Annotated in this window: 18 protein-coding genes; 12 read left to right on the forward strand and 6 right to left on the reverse strand. The window is 72.8% G+C overall.

The genetic code is table 11. From position 1 onward, the window contains the following. Positions 1–104: 104 nt before the first annotated feature. Positions 105–944: a polysaccharide deacetylase family protein gene (locus tag ACZ56V_RS19585; protein ID WP_398916803.1), complete on the forward strand. Its 840-nt coding sequence runs from the start codon at positions 105–107 to the stop codon at positions 942–944. A 31-nt stretch (positions 945–975) separates the two neighbouring features. On the opposite strand, the gene ACZ56V_RS19590 is transcribed toward ACZ56V_RS19585, so the two are convergent. Next, positions 976–1641: a class F sortase gene (locus tag ACZ56V_RS19590; RefSeq protein WP_467382128.1), complete on the reverse strand. Its 666-nt coding sequence runs from the start codon at positions 1639–1641 to the stop codon at positions 976–978. Between the two features lie 331 nt (positions 1642–1972). On the opposite strand from ACZ56V_RS19590, the gene ACZ56V_RS19595 reads away from it, so the two are divergent. Beyond that, a complete protein-coding gene (locus ACZ56V_RS19595; protein WP_356370608.1) occupies positions 1973–2467 on the forward strand; it encodes a hypothetical protein in 495 nt (164 codons plus the stop codon). An 86-nt stretch (positions 2468–2553) separates the two neighbouring features. On the opposite strand, the gene ACZ56V_RS19600 is transcribed toward ACZ56V_RS19595, so the two are convergent. The 3 genes from ACZ56V_RS19600 to ACZ56V_RS19610 all read right to left on the reverse strand — a co-directional run bounded on the left by ACZ56V_RS19600 (position 2554) and on the right by ACZ56V_RS19610 (position 4651). Next, a complete protein-coding gene (locus ACZ56V_RS19600; RefSeq protein ID WP_398916797.1) occupies positions 2554–3072 on the reverse strand; it encodes a hypothetical protein in 519 nt (172 codons plus the stop codon). A gap of 189 nt (positions 3073–3261) precedes the next feature. Beyond that, on the reverse strand, positions 3262–4026 hold the full coding sequence (locus ACZ56V_RS19605) for a bestrophin-like domain (protein ID WP_468943783.1): 765 nt from the start codon (positions 4024–4026) through the stop codon (positions 3262–3264). Between the two features lie 16 nt (positions 4027–4042). After that, positions 4043–4651 (reverse strand): hypothetical protein, encoded by a 609-nt coding sequence (locus ACZ56V_RS19610; RefSeq protein ID WP_468943785.1) that lies wholly within the window; start codon positions 4649–4651, stop codon positions 4043–4045. Between the two features lie 268 nt (positions 4652–4919). Between ACZ56V_RS19610 and ACZ56V_RS19615 the strand changes: the two genes are divergently transcribed. The 3 genes from ACZ56V_RS19615 (at position 4920) to rmdA (ending at position 9046) form a co-directional block, all read left to right on the forward strand. Beyond that, positions 4920–5867: an SCO0930 family lipoprotein gene (locus tag ACZ56V_RS19615; RefSeq protein ID WP_398916891.1), complete on the forward strand. Its 948-nt coding sequence runs from the start codon at positions 4920–4922 to the stop codon at positions 5865–5867. A 225-nt stretch (positions 5868–6092) separates the two neighbouring features. Further along, on the forward strand, positions 6093–6905 hold the full coding sequence (locus tag ACZ56V_RS19620) for an SAM-dependent methyltransferase (protein ID WP_468943788.1): 813 nt from the start codon (positions 6093–6095) through the stop codon (positions 6903–6905). Further along, positions 6902–9046: a cyclic Di-GMP phosphodiesterase RmdA gene (rmdA, locus tag ACZ56V_RS19625; protein WP_468943790.1), complete on the forward strand. Its 2145-nt coding sequence runs from the start codon at positions 6902–6904 to the stop codon at positions 9044–9046. The genes ACZ56V_RS19620 and rmdA overlap by 4 nt, the downstream gene beginning before the upstream one ends. An 18-nt stretch (positions 9047–9064) precedes the next feature. Here rmdA and ACZ56V_RS19630 read toward each other — a convergent pair whose 3' ends face one another. Continuing rightward, positions 9065–9901 carry a LysR family transcriptional regulator gene (locus ACZ56V_RS19630; RefSeq protein WP_468943793.1) on the reverse strand — a complete coding sequence of 279 codons (837 nt, stop codon included), beginning with the start codon at positions 9899–9901 and terminating at the stop codon, positions 9065–9067. Positions 9902–10091: 190 nt separating this feature from the next. Here ACZ56V_RS19630 and ACZ56V_RS19635 point away from each other — a divergent pair, with 190 nt between their 5' ends. Continuing rightward, a complete protein-coding gene (locus ACZ56V_RS19635) occupies positions 10092–10988 on the forward strand; it encodes an NAD(P)H-binding protein (protein WP_398916786.1) in 897 nt (298 codons plus the stop codon). Positions 10989–11003: 15 nt separating this feature from the next. Here the strand turns inward: ACZ56V_RS19635 and ACZ56V_RS19640 are convergent, their stop codons facing one another. Further along, positions 11004–11888, reverse strand: coding sequence for a LysR family transcriptional regulator (locus ACZ56V_RS19640; protein ID WP_052842528.1), 885 nt, complete (start codon positions 11886–11888; stop codon positions 11004–11006). A 131-nt stretch (positions 11889–12019) separates the two neighbouring features. Here ACZ56V_RS19640 and ACZ56V_RS19645 point away from each other — a divergent pair, with 131 nt between their 5' ends. From ACZ56V_RS19645 to ACZ56V_RS19670, 6 genes are all read left to right on the forward strand, one after another. Beyond that, a complete protein-coding gene (locus tag ACZ56V_RS19645) occupies positions 12020–12691 on the forward strand; it encodes a succinate dehydrogenase (RefSeq protein WP_398916889.1) in 672 nt (223 codons plus the stop codon). A 1-nt stretch (position 12692) separates the two neighbouring features. Further along, positions 12693–14642 carry a fumarate reductase/succinate dehydrogenase flavoprotein subunit gene (locus ACZ56V_RS19650; RefSeq protein WP_467382136.1) on the forward strand — a complete coding sequence of 650 codons (1950 nt, stop codon included), beginning with the start codon at positions 12693–12695 and terminating at the stop codon, positions 14640–14642. Beyond that, positions 14639–15385, forward strand: a complete 747-nt coding sequence (locus ACZ56V_RS19655; RefSeq protein ID WP_398916782.1) for a succinate dehydrogenase/fumarate reductase iron-sulfur subunit — start codon at positions 14639–14641, stop codon at positions 15383–15385. The genes ACZ56V_RS19650 and ACZ56V_RS19655 overlap by 4 nt, the downstream gene beginning before the upstream one ends. Before the next feature lie 252 nt (positions 15386–15637). Next, entirely contained in the window at positions 15638–16408 is a 771-nt protein-coding gene (locus ACZ56V_RS19660) for a GNAT family N-acetyltransferase (protein WP_468943798.1), read from the forward strand. Next, positions 16408–17238, forward strand: a complete 831-nt coding sequence (locus ACZ56V_RS19665) for a lysophospholipid acyltransferase family protein (protein ID WP_468943800.1) — start codon at positions 16408–16410, stop codon at positions 17236–17238. The genes ACZ56V_RS19660 and ACZ56V_RS19665 overlap by 1 nt, the downstream gene beginning before the upstream one ends. A 72-nt stretch (positions 17239–17310) precedes the next feature. Beyond that, complete coding sequence (locus ACZ56V_RS19670) at positions 17311–18252, forward strand: DUF2382 domain-containing protein (protein WP_468943802.1); 942 nt, start codon at positions 17311–17313, stop codon at positions 18250–18252. Positions 18253–18273 lie beyond the last annotated feature (21 nt).

Raw genomic sequence — 18273 nt, forward strand, 5'->3', positions numbered from 1 at the left:
GAGATTATCGGAGACCCGGCGATCTTGAGCCGGGCGGGTGGAATCATGCCGCCGCCCCGGTGTTGCTCAGGTGCGGCGCACCGTGACCGGGCGAGGGATGAGTCATGAAGAAGGACCAGTTGCTCACCCGCCGTACCCTGCTCACCGGCGTCGCGGCCCTGGGCGCGGCCGGCGCCGGCGGCGCGCTCGCGGCGGGCCTGGGGAACGGCCCGGCGAAGCCGCCCGCCCCCGTCCCCGCCCCCGGGCCCCCGCAGCGCAGCCCGCTCAAGCCCTCCGCCTACCGCCTCCAGCCGCTGACCGGATACGGCGCCCCACGGGCCGCGCCCGGCCGGCCCCCGGTGCGCAGCGAGCCGATCCTGCGCATGACGGGCCGGGGCCGCACCATGATGCTCACCTTCGACGACGGACCCCACCCCGAGTACACCCCGCGGATCCTGGACACCCTCGCGAAGTACGAGGTGCGCGCGACGTTCTTCGTCTGCGGGGAGATGGCGGACTACAACCGGGACCTGCTGACCCGGATGGCCGACGAGGGGCACGTGGTCGGCAACCACACCTGGTCCCACCCGCTGCTGACGAAGCTCTCCCGGCGCCGCATCCGCTCCGAGATGGAACGCACCAGCGAGGTGGTCGAGCAGGCCTACGGCGAGGCGCCCCGCTGGTTCCGGGCCCCGTACGGCGCGTGGAACCGCGCCGCCTTCCAGCTCGGCGCGGAACTCGGCATGGAGCCGCTCGCCTGGACCGTGGACACCCTGGACTGGACCACACCCGGCACCGGCACCATCGTCGACCGGGTCGAGGAAGGCGCGGCCCCCGGCGTCGTGGTGCTCTCGCACGACGCCGGGGGCGACCGCTCCCAGAGTGTCCGCGCCCTGCGGCGCTACCTGCCCGAACTGCTCGACTCCGGCTACCACCTCACCGTTCCCCGGCGGCGCCTGATCTGACCACCGCCGCGCCCGCCGGGCCGGGGCACGCTCAGCGGACCTCGGTCAGGCGGGCGAAGGCGACGACGTTCCCGTCGTAGCCGTTCTGCTTGGTGAAACCGCCGCCGCAGGTGATGACCCGCAGTTCCGGGCCGCCCTTCGAGCCGTAGACCCGGTCGCCGGGGAAGTTGTCCTTCTCGAAGACCTCGATGCCGTAGATCTCGAAGACGGCCGTCTTTCCGTCCTGGCGGCGCACTTCCACCTTGTTTCCCTTTTTCAGGGCGCCGAGCCCGTAGAAGACGGCGGGGCCCTGCTGGTTGTCCACATGGCCGACCACGACCGCGGTGCCCTTTTCCCCCGGGGACACCGCGCCGGTGAACCAGCCGGCCAGGTTCGGGTCCTCGGGCGGCGGCGCGTCGACCCAGCCGTCCGCGTCGAGACCGACCCCCATGACCGGCGCGTCCACCTGGATGGCGGGGATGGAGACCCGGTCCGGCACCGAGTACGGCAGCGGTGCGACGCCGGCGGCGGCGCCGTCACCGGCGGCCGCGCGGGTGTCCGAGGCGGCGGCCGACGCGGGCTGCGGGGGGCCCACGTCGAATTCCCCGGAGCCGTTGCGGATGAGCGCGAGACCGGTCAGCAGAACAAGCGCTATCACGCCCCAGGGAGCGCGCTTCCTCCGCCGCTCCTCCTCTTCGGCCAACTCGGAGTCGTACATTCGCCTTCCCCTCTCGACCCGGCCGTCGCCGGATCATCCGCGCATACGAGCACGCTAAGCGCCGTGCGGGGGACCGGCGACGGGGCAGCGGCGAACGGGTGGTGCGCGCGTCCCTGCGTGCGCCATCCGGGAGGTGACCGGCGGAGATTTTCTGACGGGGCGTGACCTGCGGCGATATCCACTCGCGCGGTTTCGGCCCGGCAACCCGCTCACCAGGACGGACCATTCCCGAAATGCGGCTGGGGGCAGGGCAACTGAGGGTCTTTCTGGGAGGCGCTTTCTCGCCGATCGACCGGGGACGGGACCCGGGGCGTCTTCCGCGGAGGATCACATGCGCACCACTCGTGCCCTCGCGGCAGCCGGCGCCGCCGTCGCTGTCCTCTCACTGGCCGCCCCCGCGGCCACCGCCGGGGGTGACCACAACCAGCCGAGCAACATCGTCGCGCTGCCCAGCGTGATCGCCCGCGGCGGTCAGATGACCGTCACGGTCGACGGCTGCCCCCAGGGCGGCACCATGACCTCGGACGCCTTCCGGACCACCCACCTGACCCCGGTCAGGGGAGCCAACGAGACGTCGAAGGGCACCGCCACCATCAGGCAGGACGCCAGGCCGGGCTCGTACGACATCACCGTCAACTGCTCGGGCCGGCGGCTGACCCGGCCGGCGGCCTTCACCGTCATCGGCGGTGTCCGCGGCGGCCTCGGCGGCAGCAGCTCCGACGGGGCGACCTCGACCGACATCGCGATCGGTGGCGGGCTCGTCGCCGCGGCCGTCGCCGGTGGCGGACTGTTCTGGATGCGCCGCCGGTCCGAGCGGCGGATCTGAGCGCCCGCGACCGGAGCACGACCGCAGAGCTTCGCCCCGGACCCTCGTCGGATCCGGGGCGAAGTCCTGCGCTCGGCGGGGCGGGGTCAGGCGCCGTCCGCGCCGGAACGGCGGCGCGAGAGGTGGTACGCCGTGCCCACCGCCCCCGCGACGAGCGCCGCCCCGAGCCCGAGCTGCTTCATGTCGGACCCGGCGACGCTGCCGCCCTCCCCGGCGTGCACGCCCTTGGAGTGCCAGGGCTCGTCGGACGGATGGTGCGAGCCGCCGCCCGCGATGGTCAGGTCCACCGTGCCGGTCTTGTCCCGGCAGGCGAACGTCACCCGGTAGACCGCCCCGCGCCGGGCGTCCCGGTCGACCCGCGCCGTCGCCGACGACTCGTCCCGGGGGATGGTGACCGTGTCGAACACCGGCGAGGTCACCGTGACCCGCCCGTGGCAGCCCGCGGCGGTACGGCCCACCCCCAGCGTGACCTCGCCGCCGGGCGCCACGGTGGCGGGGCTGACGGTGAAGCCGAACGTGTTCGAGCCCACGGCCCCGGCCGGTACGCAGGCGGAGAGGGCGGCGCCGCCCAGCAGTGCGACCGAGGCGACGGGTATCGCGCGCATGGTGAATCCTCCGGGTCCCCGAGGAGCAGCGGCGGACCTGTTCCGCTCGCGCCAGGAATGCACCTCGATGCCCGAAACGCTAGGAAGCCGCGCACGTCGCCGCGATCGCAGTCGCGCGAATGGGGCAAGCGTGTGGGCCGCTCAGGCGACGGTGACGGCGTGTCGGCCGCCACCGTCCCCGCTGTCGTGTCAGTCCCCGGCGCCGGGGAAGAGGCTCAGGAACGGGTCGGTCGACGCCGCCACGCCCCGGCTGAAGGGTGCGTCGAAGTCCCAGATCAGGAAGAGCAGGAAGGCGATCAGCGCGGAGAACAGCCCCGCGAGGACCAGTTCGCGGGTCGTGCGCCGGATCTGCAGGGCGAAGACCATCCCGATGGTGACGAGGGCCCCGGCGATCAGCCCGAACCACACCACCCCCGGCATGGTCGCCCCGGTCGACTGGGTGCGGGAGGACCGGGCCTGGTCCGCGAGGGCCACCTGGTCCACGAGGGGCTGGTACGCCTGCGCCTCGAAGTCCGACCTCGGCTCGTAGTCGCTGACGTCCGCGCGGACGCGGTGGAGCAGTTCGGTTCCGCGGTCGGTCACCTCGCCGTGGTCGGCCATGGCCTTCCACTCGGTGGTGACGACGTGTCCGACATAGGCGTTGACATCCGCCCGGATGCGGTCACGGACGTCGGGCGGGTAGACCCGGACCCGTTCCGAGATCTCGTGCAGCGCGACGGCCTCCGTCTGCACGTCGGCCTGGGCCGCGCTGCGCGCCTCCCAGACACCGGCGATGGCCAGGCCCAGGACGATGGCGTACACCACGCCGATCCACATCGTCATGTACTCGATGACGTCCGGGGTCTCGGTGATGTCCTCGTCGTCGGACGCGGTGCGGTGCCGTAGGAGGGTGACGATGACGACCACGACACAGGCGGCCAGCATCGCGAGGGTGAGAACAAGCCATTCCGGCAAGAGAGGCCTCCAGGGATCAGCGCGCACGGAGCGCGGCGACGGCGACCACCGCGGGCACCGTGATGAGCAGGACGAAGACGAGCGGCGACGTGGTCCCGCGCGAGGACCGCTGCGGCGCCCGGGCGGCACGGTGGCGCGGATAGTGCACCGGGCTGAGCGACGGACGGGGCGTGGCCGAGGGAGCGGGCGCGGGCGCCGCGGGACGGACCGGCGGCGGGGCGGGACGGGGCGTCGGCGACGGGGTCGGGGTCGGTGTGGGCCGGGGCGGCGCCGGCCGCGCGGGCGGAGGCGGGGCCGGCGGTTCGGGCTTCGGCTTCGGCGGCTTGGGCGGCGGAGGCTTCGGCGCGGGCGGCGTCGGGGGAGGGGGAGGGGGCTCGGGCGGGGGAGGCGTGGGCGTCGGGGTGGGTGTCGGCGTCGGGGTGGGCCTCGGACAGGGCGGGAAGGTGGGCCAGGAAGCGCTCCCGGCCACCGCCACCGCGTCGGTGCCGTCCGGTCCGGTCGACGCGTACGCGCAGGCGTCGGCCTGCGCCGGGCCGACCGGTATGCCGACGAGGGTGAACGTCAGCGTCACCAGGGCCAACACCCGTCCGGCGGCGGCGGATCGGGTCGGTTCGGGTCCATGCACGACGCAGATCATGGAGCCTGGCGCACCGTCCCACGCCCGAGTGCGCGGTGATTGCCCCGAAGGAGGGACACGGCCCCACCAGGGGTTTGACGAGGGCGGACCCGCTCGCGCGGAAGCCCGGAAACCTGTACGAGGGGCGGCGCGCCGGTGGCGGACGGGAAGAAAACCCGCGGCCGGTTGAACACAACGGGCTCCCCCGTGCGTACCCAGTGTCGTGCGGCGGCCCACCAGGGCGCCCCAACACCTTCGTGACGATCGGGGATTGACGATGAAGACCTCCTGGCGGAGCGCCTCACTCGTGGCGGGCGCCGCGGCGCTGCTGGCGCTGACGACGGCGTGCGGCCAGGACGGCGGCGGCGCCACCGGCAGCCAGAACGTGGGCGCCACGGCCGCCCCCGGCGACGTCGGCGACCTCGGCACCGGCGCCGGTGACGGACTCGGTGCCGGCGCGGGCGCCGGGCAGGCCTCGGCGAGCGCGCCGGAGCCCGCGGGCAAGCTGTCCGTCACGGCGAACGCCGAGATCGGCGAGCTGGTGACCGACGGAGCGGGCCGTACCCTCTACCGTTTCGACGCCGACACCGCCGAACCGCCCAAGACGACCTGCGAGAACGACTGCGCCACCATGTGGCCGCCCGTGGCCGCGGACGACGCCCTCGCCGGTGAGGGCATCGACAAGGACCTGCTCGGCGAGGTCGCCCGGCCCGACGGCACCAAGCAGCTGACGATCGGCGGCTGGCCCGCGTACCGCTACGCCAAGGACACCGCCGCCGGAGACGTCAAGGGTCAGGGCGTCGGCAAGAAGTGGTACGCGCTGGCCGCGGACGGCAAGAAGGCCAAGGCCGAACCGGCCGCCGGGCTGTCCACCCGCAACGACCCGAAGCTCGGCGAGATCGTCGTCGACAAGAACGGCATGACCGTCTACCGCTTCATGAAGGACGAGGCCTGGCCGAAGCCGGTGTCGGCCTGCACCGGCGCCTGCCTGGAGAAGTGGCCGGTCGTGGCACCCGTCGAGGCCAACGACACCAAGGGCGTGGAGAAGAAGGGACTGATGAGCTTCACCCGGCCCGACGGCGGAGTCCAGCAGACGATCGACTGCTGGCCCATCTACACCTTCGCCGGCGACAAGAAGGCCGGGGACACCAACGGTCAGGGTGTGGGCGGCACCTGGTACGCCGTCAAGCCCGACGGAAAGCCGGTCGGCGCGCCGAAGAAGTAGCGACCTACCGCCTGCCGACCTTCAGCGCGCGAGCGCGGGCCGTCCCCTCCGTACCCAGACGGAGGGGACGGTCCCGTTCGTGCGCATTGCGATGCCTTCGCTCACGGCACGTGCCGCGGGCAGTGACCGGGAACGGACGGTCAATTTCCGTTTGGGCTCGCTCCTTTGGCGGGCGATCAGTAGCCTCAGCTCGAACACCGGACCGCCTATGCCTTGGAGAGCTAGATGGAGCGTCCCGCCTGGGCCCCTCGCAGCATCGACATCTCGGTGCCCAGCGTGTCCCGGATCTACGACTTCTACCTGGGCGGTTCGCACAACTTCGAGGTCGACCGGGAAGCGGCCCGCAGGGCGATGGAGTTCATGCCGGGACTCCCCAAGATCATGCAGGCGAACCGGGCGTTCATGCGCCGGGCCGTGCGCTTCGCGGCCGACGGGGGCATCGACCAGTTCCTCGACATCGGCTCCGGCATCCCCACCTTCGGCAACGTCCACGAGGTGGCCGGACGCAGCCGTCCCGGCGCCCGCGTGGTGTACGTCGACCACGACCCGGTGGCGGTCGCGCACAGCGAGGCCGTCCTGGCGGGCCACGACGACGCCGACGTCGTGGCCGGCGACCTGCTCAAGCCGCGCGAGATCCTGGCCAGCCCCCAGGTGGAGCGGCTGATCGACCTGAATCGACCGGTCGCCCTGCTGCTGGTTGCCATACTGCACTTCGTGGAAGACGAGGACGACCCGTACGCCGCGGTGGCCGAGTTGAGCGACGCGCTCGCGCCCGGCAGCCTGCTCGTCCTCACGCACGCCTCGTACGAGGGAATCCCGCTGCCCGCCGAGCGGGCCGGGGGCGCGGTGGACGTGTACAAGGACATCCGCAATCCGCTGATCATGCGTTCGCGCGACGACATCGCGCGGTTCTTCGAGGGGTACGACATGGTGGAGCCCGGACTGGTTCCGATGCCGCGCTGGAGGCCGGAGGAAGAGCCGGAGGACGAGGACCCGTACGCGTTCTCCGGGTTCGCCGGCGTGGGGCGTACGGCGTGAGCGCGGAGCCGGACGGGCCGGAGGACAGACTGCGCCGGTTCGCGACGATCTGGAGCCGGGCGGTGTTCCCGGTGACCTCGACGTCGTCCACCCGGCCCGAGTTCGAGGCCCAACTGCTGCCGCTGGCCCGCCGGCTGCGCGGGGTGCTGCACGCCCGGAGCTTCGACGCCGAGGAGGCCCGGGCGGTCGGCGCCGCGCTCGTGGACGCGCACTGCACCGATCCGGAGGCGCTCTCCCGGACGCTGGACTGCGTCGACGCCTACCTGGTGCTCTACTGCGGCGAGGACGGCGACCCGGAGGACCTGCGGGCCCGTTCGGCACGGCTCCAGCACGCGATGGCGGCCGGGTTCGCCGGGGCGCTGCGGGACCGGACCCTCGCCGAGCAGGAGGCCATCGCGCAGGCCGCCCTGAAGGCGCAGGGCGTGGTGGCCGAGGCCCTGCACGCCAGCGAGGCCCGCTTCCGCGCGGTCTTCGAGGGCGCCGCCATAGGCATCGGCATCGCCGACCTGGACGGCAACGTCCTCCAGGTCAACGACGCGTTGATGCGCATGTTCGGCATCGCCGACTCCACGCTGGGCGGCCGCCGGGCCACCGAGTGGACGCATCCCGACGACGCGCCGCAGACCTGGCGGCTCTACGAGGAACTGGTGCGCGGCGAGCGCGAGCACTACCACGTGGAGAAGGCCTTCTACCGGCCCGACGGGACGGTCCTGTGGACCAACCTGACGGTCTCCCTGCTGCGCGACGCCGACGGCACCCCGCAGTACCAGCTCGCGCTGATGGAGGACACCACCGAACGGCGGCTGCTCAACCTGCGGTTGCGCTACGAGGCCACGCACGACGCGCTCACCGGCCTGCCCAACCGAAGCTTCTTCTTCGAACGGCTGGAGAAGGCCCTGAACGCGGGCCCTGGCCAGCGCTTCGGCCTGTGCTACCTCGACCTCGACGGTTTCAAGACCGTCAACGACAGCCTCGGCCACGCGGCCGGCGACCGGCTGCTCGTGGAGGTCGCCGACCGGCTCCAGGCCTGCGCCACCGCGCCCGGCGAGATGGTCGCCCGGCTCGGCGGCGACGAGTTCGTGGCGCTGACCACCGGGCCCGACACCCGGCACGAGGTCGACGAACTGGCCGGGCGCATCATGAACGCGCTGCTCGCCCCGGTCAGCGTCGACGGTCGCGAACTGACCGTGCGGGGCAGCATCGGCATCGTCGAGGGCCCGGCCGGCGAGCGCAGCCCGGCCGAGGTGCTGCGCAGCGCCGACATCACCATGTACCGGGCCAAGTCGGCGGGCGGCAACCGCTTCGAGCTGGCCGATCCGGAGGCCGACGCCCGTGTCATCACCCGGCACGGGCTGACCACCGCGCTGCCCGCCGCCTTGGAGCGGGGCGAGTTCTTCATCGAGTACCAGCCGCTGGTCCACCTCGGCGACGGCGGTGTGCGCGGCGCCGAGGCGCTGGTGCGCTGGCTGCACCCGCAGCACGGGGTGCTCGGTCCGGACCGGTTCATCCCGCTCGCCGAGCACACGGGGCTGATCGTGCCGCTGGGCCGCTGGGTCCTGGAGCAGTCCGTGCGGCAGGCCCGCCTCTGGCGCGAGCGGTACGGCGAGGACGGCGCCGCGGGCCCGCTGCGCATCAACGTCAACCTCTCGCCCTGCCAGCTCACCCACCCGGGGCTGGTCCAGGACACCGTCGAGATCCTGGAGCGGACCGGTGTCACGCCCGACGCGCTCTGCCTGGAGGTGACCGAGTCGGCGCTGATCGGCGCCGACGACGACCTGCTGAAACCGCTGCGTCGGCTGGCCGAGATGGGCGTGGACATCGCCCTGGACGACTTCGGCACCGGGTACTCCAACCTGGCCAATCTGCGCCGGCTGCCGGTGAGCGTCCTTAAGCTGGACCGCTCGTTCACGCAGAGCATGCAGCAGTTCCCGGCGGACCCCGTCGACCTGAAGATCGTCGAGGGGATCGTCGCCCTCGCCCACAGCCTGGACCTCGCGGTCACCGTGGAGGGCGTGGAGACCGGCGCCCAGGCCGAGCAACTGCGCATACTGGGCTGTGACACGGCCCAGGGCTGGTACTACGCCCGCCCGGGCCCACCGGAGCGCCTGCACGACCTGGCGCTGGTGGACGCCACGGGCTGAACGAGGGCGCCGCCCGGCTCACGCCCCGTCACGGGCCGCTTCGGCGACCTCGGTCGCGGCGCGGACGAGGGCCGCGGTGGCCGTCGAGCGGGAGTGTCGGGGCCAGGCGAGGGAGAGGACGACCGGCGGGGCGTCCCGGACCGGGCGGTAGGCGACGCCCGGGCGCGGGTAGCGGGCGGTCACCGAGGCGGGCAGCAGGGTGACGACCTTCCCGAGGGAGACGGCCGTGAGCACCTGGGCCAGGTCGTCGTGGCCGCGCCGGGCCTCGTCGATGTGCCGCTCCACGCTGCCCGCGTCGAGGCCGAGGTCGGCCAGCTCCAGCCGGTCGCGGGCGGCGAGCGGGTGGTTCGCGGCCAGGGCGGCGACGCGCGGTTCGGCGGCCAGCGGCTCGGTGTCCAGGCCGGTCGCGTCGAACGGGGCGTGGACGAGGGCGACGTCCGCCTCCCCGGCGCTCAGCAGCCGCGGCTGCTCCTGCCACCCGCACAGCCGGACGGCGACCGGCAGGGCCCCGGGCTCGGACGCGTAGCGCGCGAGGATCGGCTCCAGCAGCCCCGCGTCCCCGTCGGCCTTCACGGCCAGCACCAGCTTCGGCCCCTCGGCCGCCCGTCTGGCCCGACGCCCGGCGGCCTCCAGGGCGTCCAGCGCGACGCGGGCCTCGGCGAGCAGGACGTCGCCGGCCGGGGTCCGGGTGACACGGTGGGTGGTCCGCTCGAACAGGGTGACGCCCAGCTCGGTCTCCAGGCGGCGGATCGCCCTGGACAGGGGCGGCGGGGAGATGCCCAGCCGCTCGGCGGCGCGCGCGAAGTTGAGTTCCTCCGCGACGGCGACGAAGTAGCGCAGGGAACGCGACTCCATGCCCCGCCTCCCTCCCAGGCATGTGGTGACGGCTGGTATTACCCCCAGGGTAACAACCGGGATCGGATCGGTCCTTCAGTTCCACCGGCCCGGAGAACAGGATGAGAGAGCGCCGGGAAGCGTACGCAACGGGCTTCCCGCCCCGGCGCGGTCCCTGTCTTCTCTCCCTCCCTGAACCGGAGTTGTGCTCGTGATCGTCATCACCACCCCGACCGGCGGAATCGGCCGTCAGGTCCTCGACGACGTCCTGGACGCCCTCGACGCCCGGGACGACGGGACCGCCCTGCGCGTCATCGCCCGCGACCCCGCCCGCCTCACCGCCCGCGCCCGCGAGCGCGCCGAGGTCTTCCAGGGCTCGCACGCCGACCCCGAGGTCCTGGCCGCCGCCTGCGCCGGTGCCGACCGGGTGTTCTGGCTGGTGCCGCCCGCGCCCGGCGCCGACAGCGTCGAGGGCCACTTCCGCGACTTCACGCTGCCGCTGTGCGAGGTGATCGCGCGGCACGGCGTCGCACGGGTCGTCGCCGTCTCCAGCCTGGGACGCGGCGTGGCCAAGGACGCCGGACCGATCTCCGCCTCCCTGGCCATGGACGACCGGATCGCGGCCACCGGCGTGCACTACCGCGCCCTGTGCCCGCCCTTCCTGATGGAGAACCTGCTCGGGCAGGCGGCCGCCCTGCGCGACACGGGCGAGTTCCGCATGGCCTGCGCCACGGACCGCGTCCTGCGGACCTGCGCCACCGCCGACATCGCCGCCACCGCCGCCCGCCTGCTGCTCGACGCCGACTGGACCGGCCGCGCCGACGTCCCCCTCGTCGGCCCCGACGACCTCACCCCGAACGGCATGGCCGAGGTGCTGTCCGACGTACTGGGCCGTCCGGTACGCGTGCTGGAGACGACACCGGAGGCGTACCGGGCGTCGGCCCTCCGCTTCGGGGCGAGCGAGGCGGGCGCGCAGGGCCTGGCCGACATGGCGTCGGCGATGGACGCCCAGGGCTTCTACGGCGCGTCCGCCCCCAGCACCCCGGACACCGCCCCCACGAGCTTCCGCCGCTGGTGCGAGGAGATCCTCAGGCCGGCCACGCTCTGACGCCGGGCGGTCCCCTCACCGCTCCAGCAGCATCCGCTGCAGTTCCCGTGCCGCGCGGGGCGGAGCCACGTCGCTGCGGTGGGCGAGGGCGATGGTCCGGTGCAGGCCGGGCCGGGCCAGCGGGGTCACCCGCAGTCCGCGTCCGGAGCGGGCGGCCACCATGCGCGGGACGACCGCCATGCCGAGCCCGGCCCGTACGAAGCCCAGCACCGCGTCCATCTCCCCGCCCTCCACGGCGAAGTCCGGCTCGAACCCGGCCGAGCGGCACGCGGCCACGGTCAGCTCCCGCAGGTCGTAGCCGTGCCGGAACATCACCAGACGCTCGCCCTCCAGGTCGGTGATGCGTACGGCACGGCGCCCGCCGCCCGGCCGGGGCGACTCCGGGGACGACACCACCACCAGGTCCTCCCGCAGCAGCTCCACCGTGGTCAGCGCCGGTGAGGCGGTGGGCAGCGGCAGCACGACCAGGGCGAGGTCGAGCGCGCCGCGCGCCAGCTCCCGCACCAGGTCGTGCGAGCCGCCCTCCTCGATCAGCAGCTGGATGCCGGGATAGCGGTCGTGGAAGGCGCGCAGCACGTCGGGGAGCAGGCCGGTGCACAGGCTCGGGGTGGCGCCCAGCCGGACCCGGCCGCGGCGCAGCTGCGCCAGCTCCAGCACCTCGTGCCGCGCGGTGTCCGCGTCCGCCAGGATGCGCCGGGCCAGCGGCAGCAGCGCCTCCCCGGCGTCGGTGAGCGTGATGTTCCCGCGCGCCCGCAGGAACAGGTCGGCGCCCAGCTCCCGCTCCAGCGCCTTGATCTGCTGCGACAGCGAGGGCTGCGCCACGTGGACCACCTCGGCGGCCCGGGTGAAGTGCCGGGTCTCGGCGACCGCCACGAAGTACTGGAGCTGTTGCAACTGCATATCGCGAGCATACGTCGTCGATAGGAAACCCCTATGGAAACCAGGCGTTCCATGTCTTGGACCGATGGGGTGCCGGGCCCGTAACGTCCTGTGACATGGCTCTGGCAACGCGGACGGACCGACGGCCGTCCATGGCGCGCACCGTGTGGGACTCGACCGTCGGCAAGAAGACAGTGATGGCGGTCAGCGGTCTCGTCATGCTGCTCTACCTGGTCGCCCACATGATCGGGAACCTGAAGATCTACTTCGGGACCGAGGAGTTCAACCACTACGCCCACTGGCTGCGCACGGTCGGCGAGCCGTTCATGCACTACGAGTGGACGCTCTGGCTGATCCGCGTCGTGCTCGTCGTCGCCGTCGTCGCCCACGCCGTCTCCGCGTACCAGCTCAGCCGCCGCGACATCAAGGCGCGGCCCAGCAAGTACGTGCACAGGAAGCCCCGTTCCAGCTACGCGACGCGCACCATGCGCTGGGGCGGGATCATCCTCGGCCTGTTCATCGTCTGGCACGTCCTCGACCTGACCACCGGCACCGTGCACTCCGGCGGCTTCGAGACCGGCAAGCCCTACCAGAACGTCGTGGACACCTTCTCCACCTGGTACGGCAACGTCATCTACATCGTCGCGATGCTCGCCCTCGGCCTGCACATCCGGCACGGCTTCTGGAGCGCCGCCCAGACCCTCGGTGCCGGCAGCCGCACCCGCGACCGGGCCCTGAAGACGACCGCGAACGTCCTCGCGCTGCTGCTCACGATCGGCTTCGTCGCCGTACCCGTGGGCGTCATGACCGGAGTGGTGAGCTGACATGACAACCTACGCCGACTACACGACCGGAGCACCGGTCGCCGACACCAAGGCCCCGGCCGGACCCGTCAACGAGCGCTGGGACACGCGCCGTTTCGAGGCGAAGCTGGTCAACCCCGCCAACCGGCGCGGGAAGACCGTCATCGTCGTCGGCACCGGTCTCGCGGGCGGCTCCGCGGGTGCGACGCTGGCCGAACAGGGCTACCACGTCGTCCAGTTCTGCTACCAGGACTCCCCGCGTCGCGCCCACTCCATCGCCGCCCAGGGCGGCATCAACGCGGCGAAGAACTACCGAAACGACGGCGACTCGATCCACCGCCTGTTCTACGACACCGTCAAGGGCGGCGACTTCCGCTCCCGCGAGTCCAACGTGCACCGGCTCGCGCAGATCTCCGTCGAGATCATCGACCAGTGCGTGGCCCAGGGCGTGCCCTTCGCCCGTGAGTACGGCGGACTGCTCGACACCCGCTCCTTCGGCGGCGTGCAGGTCTCCCGCACCTTCTACGCCCGCGGCCAGACGGGCCAGCAGCTGCTGCTCGGCGCCTACCAGGCGCTCAGCCGGCAGATCGCGGCCGGCACCATCGAGATGCACCCCCGCACCGAGATGCTCGACCTGATCGTGGTGGACGGCCGGGCCCGCGGCATCGTCGCCCGCGACCTGATCACCGGGAGGATCGACACGTACTTCGCGGACGCCGTCGTCCTGGCCAGCGGTGGTTACGGCAACGTCTTCTACCTCTCCACCAACGCCATGAACTCCAACGCGACCGCGATCTGGCGGGCGCACCGGCGCGGCGCCTACTTCGCCAACCCCTGCTTCACACAGATCCACCCGACCTGCATCCCGCGCACCGGCGACCACCAGTCCAAGCTGACGCTGATGAGCGAGTCGCTGCGCAACGACGGCCGCATCTGGGTGCCGAAGGCCAAGGGCGACGACCGGCCCGCGAACGAGATCCCCGAGGACGAGCGCGACTACTACCTGGAGCGCATCTACCCGTCCTTCGGCAACCTCGTCCCCCGCGACATCGCCTCCCGCGCCGCGAAGAACGTCTGCGACGAGGGCAGGGGGGTGGGCCCCGGCGGCCAGGGCGTCTACCTGGACTTCGCCGACGCCATCAAGCGCATGGGCCGGGGGGCGGTCGAGGCCAAGTACGGCAACCTCTTCGACATGTACCAGCGGATCACCGACGAGGACCCGTACCGGGTACCCATGCGGATCTACCCCGCCGTGCACTACACGATGGGCGGCCTGTGGGTCGACTACGACCTCCAGACCACGATCCCCGGCCTGTTCGCGATCGGCGAGGCCAACTTCTCCGACCACGGCGCCAACCGGCTCGGCGCCTCCGCGCTGATGCAGGGCCTGGCCGACGGCTACTTCGTGCTCCCGGCCACCATCAACGACTACCTCGCCCGCAACCCGCTGGGGGACGACGTGGACGACGACCACCCGGTGGTACAGGAGGTGCTGGCCGAGACCGAGGACCGGCTGAACCTGCTGCTGTCCGTCGACGGCGACCGCACCCCGGACTCCTTCCACCGCGAACTGGGCGAGCTGATGTGGGAGTTCTGCGGCATGGCCCGCACCGACTCCGGACTGCGCAAGGCGCTGGAGCGCATCCCGCAGATCCGCGAGGAGTTCTGGCGGCGCATCAAGGTCCCGGGCACCGGCGAGGAGTTCAACCAGTCGCTGGAGAAGGCCAACCGCATCGTCGACTACCTGGAGCTGGCCGAGCTGATGTGCCTCGACGCGCTGCACCGCGCCGAGTCCTGCGGCGGCCACTTCCGCGAGGAGTCCCAGACCCCGGACGGCGAGGCGGCCCGCAAGGACGACGAGTTCGGCTACGCCGCCGCCTGGGAGTTCACCGGCACCGGCGAGGCCCCCACCCTGCACAAGGAAGACCTGGTCTTCGAGTACGTCCACCCCACCCAGCGGAGCTACGCATGAAGCTCACCCTGCGCGTCTGGCGGCAGAAGAACGCCGACGCCGACGGCGCCATGTCCACGTACGAGGTGGACGGGATCTCGCAGGACATGTCGTTCCTGGAGATGCTCGACACCCTCAACGAGGAACTCATCCTCAAGGGCGAGGACCCGGTCGCCTTCGACCACGACTGCCGCGAGGGCATCTGCGGCGCCTGCTCGCTGGTCATCAACGGCGACGCCCACGGCCCCGAGCGCACCACCACCTGCCAGCTGCACATGCGGTCCTTCAAGGACGGCGACACCATCGACGTCGAGCCGTGGCGGGCGTCCGCCTTCCCGGTCGTCAAGGACCTGGTCGTCGACCGCTCGGCCTTCGACCGGATCATCCAGGCCGGCGGCTACATCACCGCGCCGACCGGTGCCGCGCCGGAGGCGCACGCCACGCCGGTGCCGAAGCCGGACGCCGACCTCGCCTTCGAGCACGCGGAGTGCATCGGGTGCGGCGCGTGCGTGGCGGCCTGCCCGAACGGGGCGGCGATGCTGTTCACCTCCGCGAAGGTGAACCACCTCAACGTCCTGCCGCAGGGCGCGCCCGAGCGGGAGACGCGGGTGCTGGACATGGTCGGGCAGATGGACGCGGAGGGCTTCGGCGGGTGCACGCTCACCGGCGAGTGCGCCACGGCTTGTCCCAAGGGCATTCCCCTCGTCTCCATCACGAGCATGAACAAGGAGTGGCTGCGGGCTGCGCGAAAGGTGCAGCGGTAGCGCCGTGGGCGGCTGCCGGCCCGTCGTGGCTGGTCGCGCAGTTCCTCGCGCCCCTTTTGGGGCGCGTTCAGTGAACGTTCGCCGACAACGTGCGGACGGGCGGGGCCGGGGGAGGTGCTCCCCTCGGCCCCGTCTCGCCTTCGCGCCCGGCATTCAGGAAGCGCACATCCGTGCTCCCGGTAGTGGTCATGTGCAGTACAGCCGGTGCCGGAAGAACTGTGGCGGACCCGTCCCCGGCCCAGGAGAGCACCCATGACCGGCGTACTGACCGCTGACCGTCCCCCGAAGCCCGCCGCGCCCCGCCGCTACACCGTCGGCCTCGCCCGCGACGAGGACGACGTACGGGCCGCGCAGCGGCTGCGGCACGACGTGTTCGCCGGGGAGATGGGCGCGCTGCTGGCGAGCCCGCAGCCCGGGTACGACGTCGACGCCTTCGACGCGTACTGCGACCACCTCCTCGTGCGCGAGGAGACCACCGGGCAGGTCGTCGGCACCTACCGGCTGCTGCCCCCGGAGCGCGCGGCGGTCGCCGGACGGCTCTACGCGGAGAGCGAGTTCGACCTCACCGCGCTGGACGCGATCCGGCCCTCCCTGGTCGAGGTCGGCCGCTCCTGCGTGCACCCCGACCACCGCGACGGCGCCGTCATCGGACTCGTCTGGGCCGGCATGGCCCGCTACATGACCGATCGCGGCCACGCCTGGCTGGCGGGCTGCTGCTCACTCCCGCTCGCCGACGGCGGGGCCCTCGCCGCCGGTGCCTGGGACCGGGTGCGGACCAGGCACCTGGCGCCCGAGGAGTACCGGGTACGGCCGCTGCTGCCGTGGGTCCCGCGCCCGGCCGCGCCCGCCGCCCGCACCGAACTGCCGGCTCTGCTGCGCGGCTACCTCCGGCTCGGCGCCTGGGTCTGCGGGGAGCCCGCGCACGACGTGGACTTCGGCGTCGCGGACCTGTACGTGCTGCTGCCGATGAGCCGGGTCGACCCGCGGTACCTGCGGCACTTCCTCTCGCTGGCCCCGGCCTGATGAGCGGCTGGCTGCCCCTCGCACCCTGCACCCCCGCCGCCTGCGTGGACGGGTCCCGGGCGGCCGCGGCGGCCGTGCCGCGCGCCGTGCTGCGGCTCACCGCGGTCGCCCTGCTGCTCCTCGCCGGGAGCGCCGTCGTGCTGGCGCCGTCCGGCCTGCGGCGCAGGCTGCCCGCGGCCCTGGTACGGCGCTGGTGCCGGTGGATCGTGCGGGCCGCGGGGGTCCGGCTCCGCGTCACGGGGGCCGCCGTCCCCGGGGGCGGGCTGCTCCTCGTCGCCAATCACGTCTCCTGGCTCGACATCCCGCTGCTGGCCGCCGTACGCCCCGCGAGGATGCTGGCCAAGAGCGAGATCCGGTGCTGGCCGGTGGCGGGCGGGCCGACGGCGCGCGCCGGGGTGCTGTTCATCGAACGGGACCGGCCGCGGGCCCTGCCGGGCACCGTCGACGCGATCGCGCGGGCCCTGCGCGCGGGCGCCGCGGTGGCCGCCTTCCCCGAGGGCAGCACCTGGTGCGGACGCGCCCACGGGCCCTTCCGCCGGGCGGTGTTCCAGGCCGCCCTGGACGCCGGGGTGCCGGTCCAGCCGGTCCGGATCCGCTACCGGGCCGGGGAGCGGGCGGTGAGCACGACGCCCGCGTTCGTCGGTGTGGACACGCTGCTCGCCTCCCTGTGGCGGGTGGCGTCGGCGCGTGGTCTGACCGCCGAGGTGGAGGTGAGACCGGCCGTACCGCCCGGCCGCCACCGCGACCGTCGTGCCCTGGCCCGGGCCACCGAGGACGAGGTCCACGGCCACCAGAGGAAAGCACCTTCGAAAAGTACGTGTGCTTTGTGAAGTTTGTGCCGTTTCCTTTCGGCTGGATGCGGACAACCGGAAGGCAGGCACTCGAAAGGAGGGTGATGGCAGATGATCACCCGTGAAGAGATCGCCAACGTCCTGGACCAACCGGTCTACGACGGGGACGGCAACAAGATCGGCGACGCCAAGCATGTCTTCTTCGACGACATGACCGGGCGCCCCGAGTGGGTGAGCGTCAAGACGGGCATGTTCGGCTCCGCCGAGTCCTTCGTGCCCATCCGCGACGCCGCGCTGGTGCAGGACCACCTCGAGGTTCCCTACGGCAAGGACCAGGTCAAGGGCGCGCCCTCTGTCGACGTCGACGCGGGCGGCCATCTGTCGGAGACCGAGGAGCACCGGCTCTACGACTACTACGGCATCAACTGGGACAGCGTGCTGTCCGAGGCCGAGCGCACCGACGACGGCCGCTTCGCCGCGGGACCGGGCACGGCGGGCGCGGCCGGAGCAGCCGGAGCGGCGGGTACGGCGGGCATGGCCGGCCGGACCGGCGAGACCGGCGGCAAGGACATGCGCGCCGCGGCCGGTACCGGCGGCATGACCGGACGCCAGGGCGCCATGGAGCGCGAGGGCATGCGCGGCGACGAGGCCATGACCCGCTCCGAGGAGCAGATGCACGTCGGCGTCGAACGGCACGAGTCGGGCCGGGCCAGGCTGCGCAAGTACGTGGTCACGGAGGAGGTCCAGCAGACCGTTCCGGTGACCCACGAGGAAGTGCGCGTGGTGCGCGAGCCCATCACGGACGCCAACCGTGACGAGGCCCTGGCCGGGCCGGAGATCAGCGAGGCCGAGCACGAGGTCACGCTGCACGCGGAACGCCCCGTCGTGGAGATGGAGACGGTGCCGGTGGAGCGCGTCCGGATGACCACGGAGGAGCTCACGGAGAACGAGACGGTGCGCGGCCAGGTCCGCAAGGAGCGCATCGAGGCCGAGACCGAGTCCTTCACGGAGGACGAGACCGGCCGGGGCGGCGAGCGGCGGGGCCGCGAGTGACCGTCCCTCGTCAGCGCGGGA

This window comes from Streptomyces sp. NPDC034099 (genome assembly GCF_055575415.1).

What these genes read in the sequence shown, in the direction of transcription:
- ACZ56V_RS19655 (WP_398916782.1), top strand. Translation starts at nt 14,639, where the DNA reads ATGAAGCTCACCCTGCGCGTCTGGCGGCAGAAGAACGCCGACGCCGAC.
- ACZ56V_RS19645 (WP_398916889.1), top strand. Translation starts at nt 12,020, where the DNA reads ATGGCGCGCACCGTGTGGGACTCGACCGTCGGCAAGAAGACAGTGATG.
- ACZ56V_RS19630 (WP_468943793.1), bottom strand. Translation starts at nt 9,901, where the DNA reads ATGGAGTCGCGTTCCCTGCGCTACTTCGTCGCCGTCGCGGAGGAACTC.
- ACZ56V_RS19585 (WP_398916803.1), top strand. Translation starts at nt 105, where the DNA reads ATGAAGAAGGACCAGTTGCTCACCCGCCGTACCCTGCTCACCGGCGTC.
- ACZ56V_RS19600 (WP_398916797.1), bottom strand. Translation starts at nt 3,072, where the DNA reads ATGCGCGCGATACCCGTCGCCTCGGTCGCACTGCTGGGCGGCGCCGCC.
- ACZ56V_RS19670 (WP_468943802.1), top strand. Translation starts at nt 17,311, where the DNA reads ATGATCACCCGTGAAGAGATCGCCAACGTCCTGGACCAACCGGTCTAC.
- ACZ56V_RS19620 (WP_468943788.1), top strand. Translation starts at nt 6,093, where the DNA reads ATGGAGCGTCCCGCCTGGGCCCCTCGCAGCATCGACATCTCGGTGCCC.
- ACZ56V_RS19615 (WP_398916891.1), top strand. Translation starts at nt 4,920, where the DNA reads ATGAAGACCTCCTGGCGGAGCGCCTCACTCGTGGCGGGCGCCGCGGCG.
- ACZ56V_RS19595 (WP_356370608.1), top strand. Translation starts at nt 1,973, where the DNA reads ATGCGCACCACTCGTGCCCTCGCGGCAGCCGGCGCCGCCGTCGCTGTC.
- ACZ56V_RS19590 (WP_467382128.1), bottom strand. Translation starts at nt 1,641, where the DNA reads ATGTACGACTCCGAGTTGGCCGAAGAGGAGGAGCGGCGGAGGAAGCGC.
- ACZ56V_RS19660 (WP_468943798.1), top strand. Translation starts at nt 15,638, where the DNA reads ATGACCGGCGTACTGACCGCTGACCGTCCCCCGAAGCCCGCCGCGCCC.
- ACZ56V_RS19640 (WP_052842528.1), bottom strand. Translation starts at nt 11,888, where the DNA reads ATGCAGTTGCAACAGCTCCAGTACTTCGTGGCGGTCGCCGAGACCCGG.
- ACZ56V_RS19650 (WP_467382136.1), top strand. Translation starts at nt 12,693, where the DNA reads ATGACAACCTACGCCGACTACACGACCGGAGCACCGGTCGCCGACACC.
- ACZ56V_RS19665 (WP_468943800.1), top strand. Translation starts at nt 16,408, where the DNA reads ATGAGCGGCTGGCTGCCCCTCGCACCCTGCACCCCCGCCGCCTGCGTG.